This window comes from Fictibacillus enclensis, assembly GCF_030123385.1.
GTDB classification, from domain to species: Bacteria; Bacillota; Bacilli; order Bacillales; family Fictibacillaceae; genus Fictibacillus_C; species Fictibacillus_C enclensis.
In genome coordinates, this window is the sequence record NZ_CP126109.1 from 562480 (window position 1) to 580907 (window position 18428).

Here is an 18428-nt window from a genome sequence, read left to right on the forward strand (position 1 = left end):
AAAAGAGGTAGAAATCATGCCAATTGTATATATTTGCATAGGGATTGCCTTATTGTTGCTGCTCATGGTGGTCTTTAAGTTAAACGCTTTCATCTCATTGATTATTGTTGGAGTGCTTGTCGGGATTATGGAAGGCATGACCCCGGGGGAAGCAATGACGTCAGTAACGAACGGCCTGGGCGGAACGCTTGGAAGCCTGGCTCTCGTCATCGGGTTTGGAGGCATGCTCGGCAAATTGATGGCAGACTCGGGCGGTGCCCAGCGAATCGCCACGACATTGATTCGAATATTCGGCAGAAATCGGGTTCAGTTTGCTGCTGTTCTTACTGCCATTATTGTTGGAATCGCTTTATTTTTTGAAACAGGCGTGGTTGTTCTCATTCCGCTCGTGTTTGTTATCGCTGCGGAAGCCAGTGTGCCTATTCTCTATATCGGGATGCCGGTCATTGCGGCGCTCATTACGATGCACGGATTTGTTCCGCCGCATCCTGGGCCAACGGCAGTGGCAGGAATCTTTCATGCCAATCTTGGCCTGACCCTTCTATACGGGATTATCATCGCAGTTCCGGCCGTTATTTTGAGCGGGCCGATGTACACCAGGCTCTTTAAGAAAGAAGATCTGGAAGTTGAAATTCCAAAAGGCTTGTTTACACCAAAGCATTTTGAAGAACATGAGATGCCCGGCTTTGGCATCAGTGTCTTTACAGCACTTATCCCTGTTATTCTGATCGCCTTCCAGGCGGTCGTGGAAATTGCCATGCCGCATTCTTCACTGGTTCCGATGGCCCAGTTCCTCGGAAATCCGGGGGTTGCACTTCTGATTGCGGTCATCGTCGCCATTTTCACATTTGGCTTGAACCGCGGAAAGAAAATGCCTGAGCTGATGAACTCGGTCTCCGAATCGGTTGCAAGCATTGCCATGATCTTGTTGATCATTGGCGGCGGGGGTGCCTTCAAGCAAGTGCTGATCGACAGCCATGTGGACAAATATGTGGCGAACCTCATGGAAGGTTCTTCAATGTCACCATTGCTGCTGGCCTGGCTGATTGCCGCCATCCTCAGGGTCGTTCTGGGATCGGCAACGGTTGCCGGGATGACTGCTGCAGGAATTGCGGCACCATTAGTCGCTGCAACCCAAGTCAGTCCGGAGCTTATGGTTCTGGCTACAGGGGCAGGAAGCATGACCTTCTCCCACGTAAACGATGCCGGGTTCTGGATTTACAAAGAATTCTTTAACCTGTCCATCGGAAAAACGATCAAAACCTGGTCCGTGATGGTGACCATTGCATCGCTTGTTGGTTTGGCTGGTGTATTGATTATTAATGCGTTGATCAGTTAAGGATAGTTTTTCACAGGGGTATGAAGGAAGTTAATTTCCGTTCCAGGTTGCTCGCTTTCCACGGGGCGTGCGCTGAGCCCCTCGGCGCAGGCGCCTGCGGGTCTCACCTGTCACGCATATCCCGTAGGAGTCTCGCACCTTGCACTCCAATCAACTCTTCAAGGAAGATTGATTACCCAAAATACATTAAGCGAAAAAACTTTAAAAACACCGGTTCCAGGAATGATCCTGAACCGGTGTTTTGCTGTTAGAGGGCAGTGACGCCATCGCGGATAAAGTTTTCAACTACAAAAGCGGAGACGCCAAGTGCTGCTGAATAAACTGAAAGCTGAGAGAACTGGAGCTGCACTTCTTTTTGATGAAACGGAAGAGTATGGGTTTGAATGGTTTCCAAAATCGGTCCTTCAAGCCATTGTTTGGCGACCACGAGTCGGTTTCCGATGATGACCTGCTCGGGATTAAAGGCGTTAATAATATTGTTCACGCCGATTCCGATGGATGCTCCGATTTTTTCAAATAACGCAATGGCTTCCGGGTCGTTCTGTTCTGCCAACGCAACCAGTGATTCGAGCGTGGCATCTGGCTGGGGTGCCATTTCAAGAAGTGCGTTTTCAGAAGCATAAACCTCCCAGCATCCCTGACTTCCGCAGCTGCATTTTTTACCGTTGGCCTGAATGATCACATGTCCGAGTTCTCCGGAGTATCCGTTCTTGCCCTGGTATAATTCTCCGTTCAGAATGATGCCGGCACCAATTCCGATTCCGGCGCTGACATAAATGATGTCCTGAAAGCTTTGGCCGGCTCCCAGCTGCTTTTCGCCATATGCGCCTGCATTCGCTTCATTTTCAATAAGGACCGGCAGCTTGAACTTTTCTTCAATATGCTGTTTTAACGAAATGTTGCTCCAGTTCAGGTTAGGGGCAAAGAGTACGGTTCCTTGCTTGTCCACAATACCTGGAACCCCGATTCCGATCCCGACGACACCGTAGGAGCTTTCTGGCATATCAAGAATTAGAGAGCGGATCATTTCACTGACCACGTCTGTGACGGCTTCAAACGCCACATTCTTTATGGGCTGATTTTTTTCAATAATGATGTTACCTCTTAAATCCGTTAAAATACTAAGGACGTAATTAACTCCAATATCAATGCCGATTGCATATCCGGCGGTCTTGTTGAAGTGAAGGAGTACTGGCCGGCGGCCTCCGCTGGATTCTCCAGGGCCGGATTCAAAGATCATATTCTCTTCCAGAATATCGTTCACAAGAGAGGAGACGGTCGCTTTGTTCAGTCCGGTAATCTGGGCGATGTCGGCGCGTGAAACGGGTTCTTTTTCAATGATCGTCTGCAGTACGAGCGATTTATTGTTTCTTTTCACAACTTGCTGGTTCCAGGTAATGGTCTGCATAGAATTCTCCTAACATTTGAGCGTTTATATCAGTATAAACTTAGTTTGGTCAATATACAAACTTAGTTATTCATGCTAAGATAAGAAATAGAAAGAACAGTGAATCCATTTACTTACAATTATAAACCATACAGAACAGATAACCATGCTGTAAAACCAGACTACCACACATTTAAAATGGAGGACAAAACATGAAAAAAGTCCGCTGGGGTGTATTAAGTACCGCAACAATTGGTTTAACTCAAGGCATACCGGCCATACAGCGTTCAAAAAATGCGGAACTCGTTGGCCTGGCAAGCAGGGGGGACAGAGGAAGGGCAAAAGCTGGGGTATTGTCGATCCCCAGGTACTATTACAGCTATGAAAAGCTGCTGGATGACCCTGAAATTGAATCCGTTTACATTCCACTGCCGAATCACCTGCATCTGGAATGGGCGGTAAAAGCAGCCCGCAAAGGCAAGCACGTTTTGTGCGAAAAGCCGGCATTTCTTCATGCAGAAGATACGAAGGAAATGGCGGAGGTGTGCCGCGAACAGGGTGTTTATTTTATGGAAGCCTTTATGTATCAGTTTCATCCGCAGCACGAACGCGTGAAAGAAATTATCGCCTCCGGGGAGATCGGCGAGGTGAAGCTCATGCGCTCAAGCTTCTCTTTTTATATCCGTGACCGTGAAGAAAATATCCGTTTGAGCAAGGAAAAGGGCGGAGGAAGCATTTATGATGTTGGCTGTTATTCCATCCATGCCGCCCGGTCGATCCTGCAATCCGAGCCCGTCGAGATTCAGGCATTCTCTGACCTGGATCCTGACACTGGAGTGGATCTTTCTTCCGTTGTTCATATGAAACTCGAAAACGGCATCCCTGTGGTGTTTGATTGCAGTTTTGATATGGCCAACCGGGAAGAGTACGAGGCGGTCGGTACAAAAGGAACGATTACGGTGAACCGTGCTTTCCGTCCAGATGTATTTGGCGGAGAGGGACTGATTTTGATACAGACAAAAGAAGGGCAGCGGGAAGAAAAAGTGACCGGTGACCAGTATCGCAGCCAGATTGAATATTTTTCGTCTTGTATTCTTGAAGGGAAAGAGCCGTCTTATCCGCTGGAAGAAACCTATAAAAATATGCAGGCCATTGATGCCTGCTATGAATCCATCAAAAAACGCCAGCTCGTAAATCTTTAACTACATAGTAAAAAAGAAAGCGGGGAAGTAAAAATGGGTAAAAATATCTTTTTTAATGCACACCATTCACCAATGGGAGCCTTTTCAAGCTTTACCCTTGGATTTCATGGCAAAGGAGGCTCAGGTGAAATTTCGGGAAGCAAATATTACCCTCGCGGTGTTACCAGTATTTTGTGGCTGGACGAAACAAGAAAAACGGCTCCGAATGAAGTGGAAACCGCAACAGTATAAAAATGAAGCTGTCTGTTAGGATCCAGGCAGCTTTTTTAATGGTTAATCTTACGCTTTCTTTGCGCGCTGGCTTAGCATGATGGTAATGACTGATGCTGCGATGACGCCGGTGATCAGGCATTTGTACATGTCTTTAAAAAGCAGACCCATGACCACACCAGTTACTACACCGGCGGTGATGATGGAAACCCGTTCTCTTTGACTCATGTTTATCCCTCCATTTTGGTTAATAAAACATTCACTTTATGAAGCGCATATTGCAAATCTCGTTGCTCTTCCTCGTTCAATTTCATCAGATTTTGGCTGAAACGGTTGTAGATTTCCGTCCATTTCTTTTCTTGAATCTCTTTACCTTTAGGAGTTAGTGCAATCAAAACGGCCCGTTTGTCCTTGGGGTCAGGCTTCTTTTCCAGATAGCCTTGCTGTTCAAGATCACTGACGACATTGGTCAGCTGCTGCTTGGCGATAGCCAGGCCGGCGCTGATTTCTTTAAGGTTTAACGCCCGTTTGATCATGAATAGATACTCAATGACATGGTTCTGCATATGGCTTAACTCTGTGGCATTTTTATTTAATTCACTAAAGCTGCCAAACAGGTTGGGGATTAGTGCGATGTATTCTTGTGCGAGTTCTTCCTTCATTAGGATTCTCCTTTTAATCTATATAGTAAATATATTAATACTAAAGTGTATTAATTTCAATTATTTTATTGCATTATAGTAAAATTATTATTACTAAATTAAAGAACAAAGACAGGTTTTGGGATAATATGGTACGATGAAGTGGAAAGGGGCATCATGCATTTAACGTCCTAAGGCTAAGGAATTCAGCCTCAGCCTTTGATCGAGTCGATTACAAAAATAGTTCAATGTATTTAGTTTGTTTGATAGACAAACTAAGTTAAGAAGTGCTATAATCGGTGTAACAAATCAGCTGCGGGCCGATACAGCCGATAATGTAAGCGGCTACATTATAGGTTCTGACAGCAATCAAGGGGGAAGTACATACTATGGAATATTTTGAAGGCATGAAACAGGTTCAATTTGAAGGAGCGGATTCCAGCAATCCTCTTGCGTTTCGTTATTACAATCCGTCTGAAGTAATCAATGGAAAAACAGCGGAAGAATGGCTCCGTTTTTCAGTCGCTTACTGGCATACCTTTACAGCAGATGGAACAGACCCTTTCGGTGTAGGGACTGCCATCCGTCCATGGGATCATTTTAAAGGGATGGACCTTGCCAAAGCACGTGTGGATGCTGCTTTTGAACTGTTTGAAAAGCTCGATGTTCCGTTTTTCTGCTTCCACGATGTGGATATTGCGCCAGAAGGAAGCAATTTAAAAGAAACCAATGAAAATCAGGACGTTATCGTAAACATGATTCAGGAGTATATGAAAGCCAGCAAAGTAAAATTGCTTTGGAACACTGCCAACATGTTTACCCATCCTCGTTATGTGCACGGAGCAGCCACAACCAGTAATGCTGATGTGTTCGCCTATTCCGCGGCGAAAGTGAAAAAAGCGCTGGAAGTGGCCAAGCAGCTTCGCGCTGAAAACTATGTGTTCTGGGGTGGACGTGAAGGATATGAAACCCTCTTGAACACAGACATGAAGCTGGAGCAGGATAACCTCGCGCGTTTCTTCCATATGGCCAAGGATTATGCAAAAGAAATCGGCTTTAACGGACAGTTCCTTATTGAGCCGAAGCCGAAGGAGCCAACGAAGCATCAATATGACTTTGACGTGGCAACGGGTCTTGCGTTCCTGCAAAAGTACGATCTTCAGGATACATTCAAATTCAACGTGGAAGCCAACCATGCGACGCTTGCCGGCCATACGTTTGAACATGAACTGCGAGTGGCTCGAATCAACGGCATGCTTGGATCTGTCGATGCGAACCAGGGCGATACGCTTCTTGGCTGGGATACTGACGAATTCCCGACCGACCTGTATTCTGCTACACTGGCCATGTATGAAATTCTTAAAAATGACGGCCTTGGCAGCGGAGGCTTGAACTTTGATGCGAAGGTTCGGAGAGGATCCTTTGAGGCGGAAGATCTGTTCCATGCTCACATTGCGGGAATGGATTGCTTTGCTATCGGTTTGAAGGTAGCGAACAAACTGATTGAAGACCGTGTGCTGGATGCCTTCATTGAAGACCGCTACAGCAGCTATACAAGAGGAATCGGCCTTGACATTGTCGAAGGAAAAACAGATTTCCATGCTCTTGAGGCTTATGCTTATCAATTGGGCGACATCAAGAACCAATCCGGACGCCAGGAGCGCCTGAAAGCAACAGTAAACCGTTACATCATTGAAACACTGTCCAGCGTGACTGTGTAAGAAAAGAATAACATTCATCAACCACCAAAAAGTGCTGGACATCCAAGTTGCCCAGCACTTTTTTATCAATAGAAAAGGAATGATCAAACATGAAGTATGTCATCGGTGTAGATTTAGGTACAAGCGCGGTAAAAATTTTGCTCGTGAACCAGAAGGGGGAGGTATGTCAGGAGGTCTCCAAATCGTATCCTCTCATTCAGGAGAAATTTGGATACAGTGAACAGGATCCGGAACAGTGGGTAAAGCAAACGACCGAAGGCCTGAAGGAGCTGATTGCCCAAGTTGATGGAAACCCGGAAGATATTGAAGGAATCAGTTTCTCGGGTCAGATGCACGGGCTGGTTTTACTCGATGAAACCAATCAGGTGCTTCGTAACGCAATTCTTTGGAACGACACCCGTACCACCCCGCAATGCCGGGAAATCGTTGAAACGATTGGCGAACAGCAACTGTTGAAGGTAACGAAAAACCCGGCGCTGGAGGGCTTTACCCTGCCTAAAATTCTGTGGGTGAAGGAGAATGAGCCGGAGATTTTTGAAAAAGCAGCTGTTTTTCTTTTGCCAAAGGACTATTTGAGATACCGGATGACCGGCAGTTTGAACAGTGAGTATTCCGATGCGGCCGGCACTCTGCTACTTGATGTCAGCGGGAAACAGTGGTGCGAGGAAATATGCGGAACGTTTGGCATTGATGCGAGTCTTTGTCCTCCGCTTGTCGAATCGCATGATTGCGTTGGAAAAATTACCGAAGAATTCGCACAGGAGACAGGTCTTGCTCCTTCGACAGGCGTTTATGCCGGCGGTGCTGACAATGCATGCGGTGCAATAGGCGCCGGAATTCTGTCTGAAGGCAAAACGCTGTGCAGCATCGGCACATCCGGTGTGGTGCTGTCGTATGAAGAAAGAAATGATCAGGACTTTGAAGGCAAGGTTCACTATTTTAATCATGGTGAGGAAAATGCCTTCTACACAATGGGAGTAACATTGGCAGCGGGCTACAGTCTGAGCTGGTTTAAAGAACGCTTTGCTGCGGATGAACCGTTTGAATCGTTTTTGCAGGACATCGAAACGGTGCCGGCGGGGTCCAACGGCTTGCTGTTCACGCCTTATTTGGTCGGTGAGCGGACCCCGCATGCCGATTCCAGCATCCGTTCAAGCTTTATTGGCGTGGATGCCTCTCATGAACGAAAGCATTTTATCCGGGCGGTGCTTGAAGGAATCACCTTCTCGCTGAATGAATCGATTGAGATTTTCAGGGACCATGGGAAAGCGATTGATACGATCATTTCCATCGGCGGCGGAGCGAAGAATGAGAATTGGCTGCAGATGCAGGCGGATATTTTCAATGCCACGATCGTCAAGCTTTCCAGTGAACAAGGACCGGGGATGGGTGCGGCCATGCTCGCAGCGTATGGCTCAGGCTGGTTCTCCTCTTTAAAGGAATGTGCAGAATCCTTTATCGAGTCAGCCAAAACCTATCTTCCAAACAGCGAAAATGTGGAACGCTATAAAAAAATATTCGGAATCTACCAGCAAGTGTATGCGCAAACGAAAGAAATGAACCAACAGCTGATGGAATTAAGAAACTAGTCTAACTTGCGAGATTGCCAGGTAAAACGGGTGGTAGATGGATCGCTGTATCAGCCGACCCATTCTGGAATCACGGCGGTTTCAAATATCGGAAATGATTACAATTGGAAATCAAGGATGAACAAAACAGAAAAATCTATTAAGAACGGAGGAACTAGTATGTCAGAAATCATCAATCCAATTTTACGTGGCTTTAATCCTGATCCATCCATAATACGGGTAGAAGACGATTATTATATCGCAACATCCACCTTCGAATGGTTTCCGGGAGTACAGATTCATCATTCAAAGGATTTGAGAAACTGGGAGCTGCTGCCGCGTCCATTAACGCGCAAAAGCCAGCTTGATATGCTTGGCAACCCCAGTTCTGGTGGTGTTTGGGCGCCTTGTCTCAGTTATCACGAGGGTACCTTCTATCTCATTTATACGGATGTAAAAAGCCATATTGGCCCGTTCAAGGATACGCACAACTACCTGGTAACGGCGACACATATCCGGGGGCCTTGGTCTGAACCCATCTATTTGAACAGCAGCGGCTTTGATCCTTCTCTGTTCCATGATGATAACGGAAAGAAATGGCTGGTGAATATGGTTTGGGATCACCGCAAAAATAAAAATTCGTTTGGCGGCATTTTGCTTCAGGAATACTCTCCGCAGGAAGAAAAGCTTGTCGGGTCCATTCGTAATATTTTTAAGGGAACAAGCCTGGGGCTTACTGAGGCGCCTCATCTTTATAAAAAGAACGGCTATTATTATCTTGTCACTGCCGAGGGAGGAACACGGTATAACCATGCAGTAACCGTAGCCAGGTCACAGAGTCTTTTTGGTCCGTATGAAGTGGATCCCAAAGGACCGGTGCTGACTTCAAAAGGGAAACCAGAGTTGGCGCTGCAAAAGGCCGGACATGCGAGCATTGTTGAAACTCAGGACAATGAGGTGTATATGGTGCACCTGACCGGACGTCCGTTGCCGGGCTCGGAAAATTGCAACCTTGGGCGCGAAACCTCGATCCAGAAAGCGGTATGGACTGATGATCACTGGCTGAGACTTGAAGACGGAGGTAACCGTCCCCATGAAAGAGTGGAAGCACCATCCCTCCCTGAGTTTACAATTAAACCCGTGCCTGAAACTGACGATTTTGATGGAGAAGGGCTTAGCATCCATTTTAATTCCCTGCGCGAACCGATGAGCGAGGAATGGGTATCGGTAAAGGAACGACCCGGTTATCTCAGGCTAAGGGGAAGGGAATCCATGAATTCCAACCACAGGCAAAGTTTGATCGCCAGAAGACAGCAGGCGTTTTCGTTCGTGGCAGAAACAGAGGTGGAGTGCTGTCCACAGACCTTTCAGCACGTGGCCGGACTGATCTATTATTACAACAACCGAAACTATTATTATCTCTGCATCAGCAAGGATGAGGAAGCAGGAAAGTGCCTGTATATCATGAGCAATGACCAGGGTGATTATGATGAATCTTTGGATGCACCCATTTCTATTGAAGGATGGGAAAAGGTGTACTTAAAGGCGGAAATTGAGTATCATGATCTCCAATTCTATTATTCTCCCGACGGGGAAAATTGGACAGCTGTGGGTCCTGTTCTGGATGCCGGGAAAATCTCAGATGACCATGCCGAATTGAAAAAAGGCGGCACCTTGCTGGATCAAGGTTTCACAGGCGCGTTTATTGGCCTTTGCAGTCAGGATTTAAGCGGACGGGACTTTTATGCGGATTTTGATTACTTTTCATACGTGGAGCGGGATGATCAAACTCAGAGCTGCTTTAGAACAACGGAAAAGCCACGGTATGTGAACCAATAATCGCATGGAGAATAGAAATGAGGGACCCAGGTGGTACAGGACATTTATTTAACGTTTGACGATGGGCCGAATGACGAAATGGACAACATTCTGGATATCCTAAAAACCAAAAAAGTAAAGAGCACGTTCTTTTTGGTAGAACCTAATATGAGAGAATATCCGCAGGCTGTTCTTCGTTTAATAGAAGAAGGACATTACCCGGCACTCCATAGTGTTACTCATGATAAAAGGATGCTTTATGAAGGGAATCCGCTGAATGTTGCAGAAGAAATGAGACATACCCAAAAAACGTTGTATGAATTAACAGGTGTGACGTCTCACTTGACGAGAGCCCCCTTTGGCAGCCATCCTTATATGAAAGAAGACTTGCGCCATGGGCTGGTTCAGTACATGATGAAGATGTGGGACTGGAATGTGGATACAGTAGACTGGAAACATCACGAAACCGCTCCGGAACGGATTATTGAAAACGCCATCAAAGGCATTGATGCGGTTGCCGAGGGACCGATTGTCATTCTTCTTCACGTGACGAAAGGAACAGCATCCGTTTTGTCGAGACTCATTGATCGGATCAACAAGGATGGTGTACAATTTCGTGCCTATGATCCGGAACAGCACTTTACCATGAACTTTTGGGATGACAATAGGCTTTAGCAGGCAGACAGAAAGGTGATGGACGATGAAAGTCATTCAAGAGAACTTTGGCACCACACAAGATCAGGACATTTTGGCCTATACGATGATCAACAGCAAAGGAATGGAAGTTTCCGCGATTAATTACGGCGCAATCATTACCTGCATCATGGCACCCGACAAAGAGGGGAACCTGGAGAATGTCGTGCTTGGCCACGATACACTGGAGGATTATTTGAAGGACACCAATTACCTTGGAGCCATCGCCGGACGGGTCGCCGGAAGGATTCAGAGCGGTTCCTTTGAACTGGACGGACAGGAATATACCCTTGCCAAAAATGATGGAAACAACCACCTTCATGGAGGAAACAAAGGGTTTAACGCGGTGGTATGGAATGCAGAAGTGATTGAAGAGGAAGAGCAATGCGGGGTGAAATTTTCCTATGTCAGCCCTGATGGAGAAGAAGGATACCCCGGCAGGGTGGAGGTTAATGTTACCTATCTTATAAATGATGAAAACACATTAAGCATTTCATATTCCGCCCAAAGCGACAAAAAGACACTGTTGAATCTTACCAATCATTCGTACTTTAACTTAAGCGGGAACCTGAAGCATGATATTCAGGATCACACGCTCCAGTTAAAGAGCGACCAATTCTTGGAGCTGGATCAAGAACTGATTCCCACCGGCAGGGTGCTGAATGTTCAGGGTACACCGTTTGATTTACGAAAAGGGCAAAAGGTGAAAACAGGAACAACCGCAGATTATGAGCAGAACAAGCTGGCTGGCGGAGGATATGACCATCCGTTCTTGCTGACCACGAATCAAAACAATGAGATCGTGCTGAAAGAGGAAACAAGCGGAAGAACCTTAACGGTTGAGACCGATCAAAAATGCGTGGTCGTTTATTCAGGGAACATGCTGGATTCCGATGGAGAGTTCCGTGATGTGCCATCTAGGAAGCATCTCGGCATCTGCCTGGAAACACAAGGTGTGCCGGATGCCATCCACCATTTACAGTTTCCATCGGTGGTTCTGGATGCTGGTGAGGAATATCAAGCCCATACGACGTACACATTTGGAGTGGAATAACCATGAAGCAGGAGCCGGGTTGCGGTTCCTGCTTTTTTAAAGCAGTTTCGGCGCTGTATTCACCTGTGAAAAAATAAAATGGGTCACCGTGTGCGCATAGGGACTTGCTTCTTCAATGAATGTTTCCGCTTCAGAGAAGGTAGCAAACTGCAGCTTCAGCATAAAGCAGGCGTTGCCCGCAATCCGGTAGCAAAACTCTACGTTGGTCAGGCGCTTGATGTAACGCTTGAAAGCTTGGTAATCTCCATTCTTTACCGTCGCCTCCACAATACACTGGATCGGCTGGCCCAACTTTTCATAATCCACTTCCAATGTATATTTTCGGATCACGCCAAACGATTCCATTCTTCGCACACGTTCGGTGACAGAGGGAGATGAAAGATTGATTTTTCTCCCAAGTTCGCTCATGGACAGCCGGCTGTTCTCCCGCAGTTCATCAATTATTTTTCTGTCGATATCATCGATTTTCATATTTAATGTTATTCTCCTTAACTCATTAAATTTAAAAAGAAAATTGAAAGATTATGTTTAATAGTAAATGGTAGGGGTTGGTTTTCCTTAGTACCATTAAAGGGTACAAGGAGGAATGCTTAATGGCAAGAATAAAAGAATCAGAACGTGGAGCCACACCGTTTCAGCATCTGCTCGGACATAATCAGGAGGTCATGAACAAATGGAATGACCTTGGCAGTATGCTGGCGGAGGAAGGAAGACTTTCATCCCGTCTTAAAGAGCAGGTGCGGAGAACGCTGGCCCAGGGGAACGGCTGTGAATACTGCAAGGCGAAAGGAAAGCCTGAACCTCATCTTTTTGATGAAAAAACCTCTATCTCCGTTGGGTTTGCGGACGTCTTTTTAAAAGTGAAGGGAGATATTCCTGATTCTATTTTCAAGGTGTTGAAAGAAACCTTTTCTGACGAGGAAATCAGTGAACTGTGTGCGTTTATCGCCTTTACCACAGCCTCACAATATTTCGGGGCGATGATGGGATTGAAAGCATAAAAAAATGGCCAAGGGAAAAGTTCCCCCTGGTCATTTTAAATAACGTTCTTTAATGATGTTACGGTGATGAAGCTCATGGCCGGCAATGATAAAAGCGAGGGCCCTTGCTGTCACTTCCTCATTGTTTGCCGCTCCTCTTCGTTTTAACGCTTCGTCACTCAGCGTGTTCAATAGTGAGAGAGTAGCCTGGCGGATGCTTGTGTAATGCTGGGTCAAGTCGGTTAATGAGTGAGCGTTAAACGCTGCGGCTTTTACATACTCCTCATCATCGTATCCCGGCAGCGTTGCCGTTTCCCCTCTGGCGATGCTGAGCATCCTGTAATTCATGATCCATTCGGTATCTGCCATATGCCCGATGACTTCTTTAAGGCTCCACTTATTCGGCGCATAGCGGTATTCACCATCTTCTTCAGATAACGAGTTTAACAGAGAAGCCGTTTCTTTAATTTGTTGTTTTAGCGTTTCTAAAACGTCCCCTTCAGGCACCAGCTGGATATAAGACTCAAAGTCCTCGGCATATTCATCAGGTCTTGGCCGTTCAGTCATCGTTATCCTCCTTTTTAACAATTGATGCAACCCCATAGCTATATTCCTTAAACCACCCTGGGTTTCCTGCTGTAAAAGGAAATCTATCTTCCTAAAGCGAAGAAAGGAAGATAGATAAAAGTATATAAAAGGGGTTCAATTATGCAATTAACAGTATCACCCGTCAATCAAGAATATGCACTGCAAATTTTAAATTGGAGATATGAAGCTCCCTATGACTTATACAACATGGCAACAAGCAGAGAGTCCATGAATGAACTGATCGAAAATCACTATTCTGTTGTGCTGGATGAAGGAGATAAGCTGGTTGGCTTTTTTTGTACCGGAACGTCTGCACAGGTACCGGCCGGGGAACTGGCGGGGGCTTATGAAAAAGATGCACTGGATATTGGGCTGGGAATGAATCCGGAATTAACCGGCCGGGGCAACGGGTCTTTGTTTTTTTCATTCATACTGGGATACCTTGAGGGCCAATTCAGCAAATTTTCATATCGTTTGACCGTGGCCTCCTTTAACGAACGGGCCATTCATTTATACCAGAAGTTCGGTTTTCGTGAGACCTTGGCGTTTCATAGGGAAGAAGTGGAGTTTATCGTGATGGTCAGAACAGGGACAGATGTTAAACACTTGTTAAAATTGGAGGACTTCTAATGAACCTATTTTTTTTGAATTCGTTTACGAGTGACCCATTTGGCGGTAATCCTGCAGCGGTGTGTCTATTGGAAAAAGAACAGGATGATTTGTGGATGCAAAAGGTGGCTAAACAGACAAGCCAGCCTGTTACCGCCTTTATTCATGTAACAAACGATGGTTATGATCTTCGCTGGTTTACACCCGTAAAGGAAATAAACCTCTGTGGCCATGGCACGCTGGCAAGTGCCTTTGTATTGTGGCAAAAAGGCGTTGTAAATCACCATGCGGAGATCCGGTTTCATACCAAAAGTGGTATCCTGACTGCTCGGTTAAGCGGAGACTGGATCGAGATTGCCTTTCCGATTATTCCCTTTGAACCGGAAGAAGCTCCAAAACTATTGAATGATGGTCTGGGGGTTAAGCCTTTATATGCGGTTAAAAGCATGCTGGATTATATTCTTGAACTGGAATCAGAGGCGGAAGTCAGAGCCGCAGATCCAAATATTGAGCTGCTTTCTCAATTGCCGGTACGTGCTGTTGTGGTGACAAGCCGATCTGATTCGAATCATTATGATTATGTTTCCCGTTTCTTTTCGCCCTCACAGGGCATTAAGGAAGACCAGGTTAATGGGTCCTCTCATTGCAGTTTAGGGCCATATTGGAAAAGCAAATTGAATAAGACGGAATTTGCAGCCTATCAGGCTTCAGAGCGGGGAGGAGAACTAAAGATAAAGGTTGAAGAAGAAAGAGTACTGATTTCAGGACAGGCAGTACTGGTTTTTGAAGGGGAAGCTTTTTTCGATCATCAATCTATTTCGGTTTAGGAGGAGAAATTATGAAACTTGCATTTTTATATTACCCGGTTACTAATTTGGAGGATTCACTCGCATTCTACCGTAATACTTTTGGATTTGAAGAAGCCTGGCGGGAGGGTGAGCATACGGTGGCTCTTGTGCTGCCGAACTCTGATGTTCGGATGCTGATTGAGGAGGATGAACAGGAACTGTCTGCTGGCGGGGTATTTTTAGTAGATAGTGTGGATGCATTTTATAAAGAACATAAGGAATACATGACGTTTGTAAAAGAGCCGTTGGATATTCCGCCCGGCCGCTATGCCATTTGTAGGGATATATCAGGCAACTGCTTGAGAATCATTGACTTTTCAAAAGAAAATGCAACAGTATAAAGAAAAAAGGCATGACCTCTATTTGGCCGTGCCTTCTCATTTGCCTATAGAACGTTTCCTCCGGAGATCTTGACCGATTCCCCGACAATGTTTTCGGCTGCGCCTGTGAGCAGAAAGACAATCGTATTGGCCACCTCTTCAGGGGAGCTGATCCGTCCGGAAGGAATTCCGGCTTCTGCTTTTTTTAGCTGCTCCTCATAGCTTCGACCGAATTTTTTTCCTTTTCGGGCGATGCTGTCACGGCCCATTTTTGTATCGACATATCCAGGGCATACGGCATTGACCTGAATGCCGCGCTCGGCTGCTTCAACCGCCAATGACTGAGTAAAACCGATGAGAGCAAACTTGGATCCCGCGTAAGCACTGCTGCCGGGTGTTCCTCTCAGACCTGACAGGGAGGAAACATTTACGATGGCTCCTTTTTCGGGCTTTTTCTCCAGCATGTGCCGATAGACAAGTTGTGTGAAAAGGACCGTTGAAATAAAGTTCAGCTCCAACACTTTTCTTAAATCGTCTTCCTTTAAGTCTTCCAAGACGCCGCCACCGGTGATTCCAGCTGCATTCACAAGACCCGTTACCGGTCCGATTTCGTCAATGGCTCCTGTCAGCAAGCTTTCCCGTTCTTCTTCCGCATCAAGGTCGGCACTGAACAGATGAACGGAATTATTTGAATTCAATTCCTCACACTTCCCTTTGAGTGTAACGAGTTTGTCTTCGTTACGTCCGGTAATGGTTATATTGGCGCCTGCTGCTGCACACGCCAGGGCAGTTTCCCAGCCGATTCCGCCTGTCGCGCCTGTTATAATGATGTGCTGATCCTTTAGCGCGTCTTTTGAAAAAATCGTCATCTGTTTTGGCCTCCTTGTCGTACTGTTACTAATTTACATTTTCCCTATCTTGGTGGACTAAAAACTTCATATGGAAGAGGAGAGCAAACCTACTATGCAAAAATGCAGCGTGAACGGAATGATTATTAGAAGACCGGAAAAGGCAGATCAAGAGGAATTGAATCAGCTTTTTATAACGGTCATTAAACATACGTTTAAAAAGGAAGGAATATCCCATCTGACAGAAGAGATGGAAGGGGAAATGAAACAGAAGAAAGATTTCCTGCAGAGAGATCTCACCCGTAATGGAGAAGAGTATTATTTTCTGATTGCCGTTGATGTTCGCGAGAAAAAAATGATTGGAACCATCTCTTACGGACCAGCCAATGCGCTGATCATCAATTGTACAAACCGAGCGCGTTGAAAGATTGGCTGGAGATTGGAACAGTGTACGTCCATCCGGACTATCAAAAACAGGGAGTAGGAACAGCTTTGTTGAATTACCTGTTTGCTGACATGAAGGGAAAAGGAATCAATCAATTCTGCCTGGACAGCGGCTACAAACAGGCTCAAATGGTATGGAGAAAAAAACTTGGTGAGCCAAAGTACGTTATGAAGGATTATTGGGGAGAAGGAAGCCATCATATGATTTGGGTCAAAACCATTTAACTTCCTCATCTATCAATGGATGAGGAAGTTTTTATGGTCCTTATAACTCAATATGAAATTGATGTAATAAATCTTTAAAAGCCGGCCGTTCGTTGCCGTCTCTGCCCACGGCATGGGTAGCGGTTACCAGCGAATTCAGCACTGCTTCTTCCACGGCTTCCCCAACTGCACGGAAGGCGGTATCTATATCCTCTTCATGTATCACGGGAATGGATAAACAATCATCCGGCTTAGTGTGTGGTATTTTTATAGCGGTTGAAAATCCAATGGCAATTTCACCGCTGCCATGCGTAATAATGGATCCGGTTCTTGAAAGCCCTGCAACAGATCGCTTGATGATTCGGTTCAGCTGCCGCTCTGACACAGGCAAGTCCGTGGCAATGATGATCATGATGGAACCCTTGTCTTTTTCCTCCCACGATTGCAGAAGGGCTTCTTTTAATTCCTGGCCAATCATCCGCCCGTTGATCATAAGATCACTTAATATCCCAAAGTTGGATAATAGGAGTGCACCAATGGTGTACGTGCCATGATCGAGCTGAAAAGTGCGGGAGGAGGTGCCGATGCCTCCTTTTAAGGAATAACACAGCATACCGGTTCCCGCGCCGACACTGCCTTCCTCAAACTCCGTTGAAGCGTTATGTATCGCTTGAAACACGTGCTCCTTCGTAACATATTGAGCGCGTATGTCATTCAGCAGCATATCGTTGCATTCCCCAATGACCGGGTTCACCGTTCCTGTGGTGCGGCCAATCTCTGGGTTGCGCTCCGTTGTATATTGAATCACTGCATCAGCAGCGGTTCCAATACTAAGAGTATTGGTTAATACAATCGGGGTTTCAATCACGCCCAATTCCTGCATTTGAATTGTGCCCATCGTTTTTCCAAAGCCGTTGATCACATGGCAGGATGCAATGAGCTTCTCTTTAAAAAGATTGCCGGGATGGGGGAGAATGGCTGTCACCCCGGTCTGAATGCTTCCTTCGCTGAGCGTTACATGGCCTACTGTTACTCCTTTCACATCAGTAATAGCATTGTGCTGCCCCGGTTCCAACCGTCCGATTTGAATTCCATAGTCGCGTATCCGTTTTTCATGCTGCATGTTAATTAGCCGCCCTTCATAACCAAATTCTTTCTTTACTATTATAAAACTCTTTCTGTTAAACGGTTATACGCACTTTAAGAATGGGAAGGGTTCTATGTACAAATAAGGGGAGATTTTTTACGTTTTTTAATAATTGGGATTCGGTTGTGAACACATGGGTAACTGGCGTTCTGGCCTACATTGGCCTGGTTGCCTTTTTGCGGATTGGGGGAAAGCGGACACTAACACGCCCAGCTTCTTCCCAGTAACAAATAAGTCCCTTAAATTGATGAAGGAATTGATTCAGAGGAAACGAAGGTATAAAGTGAACCAGGATTCAACGACACAATCAAATGGCAGCAGGGACATATGATTTGCTTTGCAGGAGGAGTTAGGGAGGACGTCCGGGAGTTCTTTGACGTAAGCGAGGGGTACGATGAATGTTGTGATTAACATGCCTTTATATGATCATGAAGTTCCTGATCTGAGGGAGCTCATCGGGTGGCCAAGACGGGATAAAGACTATCCCGTGTTGCTAAAACGCTGTAACTTTTGGGCTGGTGCGAGAAATGAGGCAAACCGGCTTATTGCCTTTGGCTATATTTGCGGGATGGGCTTGGAGCATGGGTATATGGAAGACATTATGATTCATCCAAACTATCAAAAGCAAGGTCTTGGGGCAGCTGTCGTAAAAGAATTGCTGCATGAATCAGAGCGCTTTGGCCTGGAAATCGTCACCGTCACTTACGCCAATGAACACCGGGCATTTTATTAAGCTTGCGGCTTTACTCATGGCGCAGGAGGGGTTTGGCGAGCAAAGGTTAAGTAGCAAGTCAAAATAACATAAAG

The 18428-nt window shown here is 45.9% G+C and carries 20 protein-coding genes and 1 pseudogene; 14 read left to right on the forward strand and 7 right to left on the reverse strand.

What is annotated here, in order from left to right:
* Positions 1-16 precede the first annotated feature (16 nt).
* The gene (locus tag QNH15_RS02990) at positions 17-1339 is read left to right on the forward strand and encodes a gluconate:H+ symporter (RefSeq protein ID WP_283892479.1); all 1323 of its coding nucleotides are present in this window, start codon (positions 17-19) and stop codon (positions 1337-1339) included.
* A gap of 247 nt (positions 1340-1586) precedes the next feature.
* Here the strand turns inward: QNH15_RS02990 and QNH15_RS02995 are convergent, their stop codons facing one another.
* Positions 1587-2747, reverse strand: a complete 1161-nt coding sequence (locus tag QNH15_RS02995; protein ID WP_283892481.1) for an ROK family transcriptional regulator — start codon at positions 2745-2747, stop codon at positions 1587-1589.
* 191 nt (positions 2748-2938) lie between these two features.
* On the opposite strand from QNH15_RS02995, the gene QNH15_RS03000 reads away from it, so the two are divergent.
* Entirely contained in the window at positions 2939-3928 is a 990-nt protein-coding gene (locus tag QNH15_RS03000; protein WP_283892483.1) for a Gfo/Idh/MocA family protein, read from the forward strand.
* A 33-nt stretch (positions 3929-3961) separates the two neighbouring features.
* Positions 3962-4159 carry a hypothetical protein gene (locus QNH15_RS03005; protein ID WP_283895783.1) on the forward strand — a complete coding sequence of 66 codons (198 nt, stop codon included), beginning with the start codon at positions 3962-3964 and terminating at the stop codon, positions 4157-4159.
* Positions 4160-4207: 48 nt separating this feature from the next.
* On the opposite strand, the gene QNH15_RS03010 is transcribed toward QNH15_RS03005, so the two are convergent.
* Entirely contained in the window at positions 4208-4366 is a 159-nt protein-coding gene (locus QNH15_RS03010; RefSeq protein ID WP_283892484.1) for a hypothetical protein, read from the reverse strand.
* Between the two features lie 2 nt (positions 4367-4368).
* Positions 4369-4800: a MarR family winged helix-turn-helix transcriptional regulator gene (locus QNH15_RS03015; RefSeq protein ID WP_283892486.1), complete on the reverse strand. Its 432-nt coding sequence runs from the start codon at positions 4798-4800 to the stop codon at positions 4369-4371.
* A 368-nt stretch (positions 4801-5168) separates the two neighbouring features.
* On the opposite strand from QNH15_RS03015, the gene xylA reads away from it, so the two are divergent.
* The 5 genes from xylA (at position 5169) to QNH15_RS03040 (ending at position 11633) form a co-directional block, all read left to right on the forward strand.
* On the forward strand, positions 5169-6500 hold the full coding sequence (xylA, locus tag QNH15_RS03020; protein WP_283892488.1) for a xylose isomerase: 1332 nt from the start codon (positions 5169-5171) through the stop codon (positions 6498-6500).
* Positions 6501-6589: 89 nt separating this feature from the next.
* Complete coding sequence (xylB, locus tag QNH15_RS03025; RefSeq protein ID WP_283892490.1) at positions 6590-8089, forward strand: xylulokinase; 1500 nt, start codon at positions 6590-6592, stop codon at positions 8087-8089.
* Positions 8090-8248: 159 nt separating this feature from the next.
* Entirely contained in the window at positions 8249-9907 is a 1659-nt protein-coding gene (locus tag QNH15_RS03030) for a glycoside hydrolase family 43 protein (protein WP_283892492.1), read from the forward strand.
* Positions 9908-9937: 30 nt separating this feature from the next.
* Positions 9938-10561 carry a polysaccharide deacetylase family protein gene (locus tag QNH15_RS03035; protein WP_283892494.1) on the forward strand — a complete coding sequence of 208 codons (624 nt, stop codon included), beginning with the start codon at positions 9938-9940 and terminating at the stop codon, positions 10559-10561.
* 25 nt (positions 10562-10586) lie between these two features.
* The gene (locus tag QNH15_RS03040) at positions 10587-11633 is read left to right on the forward strand and encodes an aldose epimerase family protein (RefSeq protein WP_283892496.1); all 1047 of its coding nucleotides are present in this window, start codon (positions 10587-10589) and stop codon (positions 11631-11633) included.
* A 36-nt stretch (positions 11634-11669) separates the two neighbouring features.
* On the opposite strand, the gene QNH15_RS03045 is transcribed toward QNH15_RS03040, so the two are convergent.
* On the reverse strand, positions 11670-12104 hold the full coding sequence (locus QNH15_RS03045; protein ID WP_283892498.1) for an Lrp/AsnC family transcriptional regulator: 435 nt from the start codon (positions 12102-12104) through the stop codon (positions 11670-11672).
* A 122-nt stretch (positions 12105-12226) separates the two neighbouring features.
* Between QNH15_RS03045 and QNH15_RS03050 the strand changes: the two genes are divergently transcribed.
* On the forward strand, positions 12227-12634 hold the full coding sequence (locus tag QNH15_RS03050; protein ID WP_283892500.1) for a carboxymuconolactone decarboxylase family protein: 408 nt from the start codon (positions 12227-12229) through the stop codon (positions 12632-12634).
* A gap of 30 nt (positions 12635-12664) precedes the next feature.
* On the opposite strand, the gene QNH15_RS03055 is transcribed toward QNH15_RS03050, so the two are convergent.
* The gene (locus QNH15_RS03055; RefSeq protein WP_283892502.1) at positions 12665-13180 is read right to left on the reverse strand and encodes a DinB family protein; all 516 of its coding nucleotides are present in this window, start codon (positions 13178-13180) and stop codon (positions 12665-12667) included.
* Between the two features lie 141 nt (positions 13181-13321).
* On the opposite strand from QNH15_RS03055, the gene QNH15_RS03060 reads away from it, so the two are divergent.
* From QNH15_RS03060 to QNH15_RS03070, 3 genes are read left to right on the forward strand one after another with little or no spacing between them, the layout of a single operon-like run.
* Complete coding sequence (locus QNH15_RS03060; protein WP_283892504.1) at positions 13322-13831, forward strand: GNAT family N-acetyltransferase; 510 nt, start codon at positions 13322-13324, stop codon at positions 13829-13831.
* Entirely contained in the window at positions 13831-14637 is an 807-nt protein-coding gene (locus QNH15_RS03065) for a PhzF family phenazine biosynthesis protein (protein WP_283892506.1), read from the forward strand. Before QNH15_RS03060 ends, QNH15_RS03065 begins: the two co-directional genes overlap by 1 nt.
* A gap of 11 nt (positions 14638-14648) precedes the next feature.
* Complete coding sequence (locus QNH15_RS03070; protein WP_283892509.1) at positions 14649-14999, forward strand: VOC family protein; 351 nt, start codon at positions 14649-14651, stop codon at positions 14997-14999.
* A gap of 44 nt (positions 15000-15043) precedes the next feature.
* On the opposite strand, the gene QNH15_RS03075 is transcribed toward QNH15_RS03070, so the two are convergent.
* Positions 15044-15847, reverse strand: coding sequence for an SDR family NAD(P)-dependent oxidoreductase (locus QNH15_RS03075; RefSeq protein WP_283892511.1), 804 nt, complete (start codon positions 15845-15847; stop codon positions 15044-15046).
* A gap of 118 nt (positions 15848-15965) precedes the next feature.
* Here QNH15_RS03075 and QNH15_RS03080 point away from each other — a divergent pair.
* Positions 15966-16495 (forward strand): annotated as a pseudogene (locus QNH15_RS03080) (GNAT family N-acetyltransferase).
* 40 nt (positions 16496-16535) lie between these two features.
* Here QNH15_RS03080 and QNH15_RS03085 read toward each other — a convergent pair.
* Positions 16536-17597, reverse strand: coding sequence for a DmpA family aminopeptidase (locus QNH15_RS03085; protein WP_283892513.1), 1062 nt, complete (start codon positions 17595-17597; stop codon positions 16536-16538).
* Positions 17598-18015: 418 nt separating this feature from the next.
* On the opposite strand from QNH15_RS03085, the gene QNH15_RS03090 reads away from it, so the two are divergent.
* A complete protein-coding gene (locus QNH15_RS03090) occupies positions 18016-18354 on the forward strand; it encodes a GNAT family N-acetyltransferase (protein WP_283892515.1) in 339 nt (112 codons plus the stop codon).
* The last annotated feature ends 74 nt before the right edge of the window (positions 18355-18428 follow it).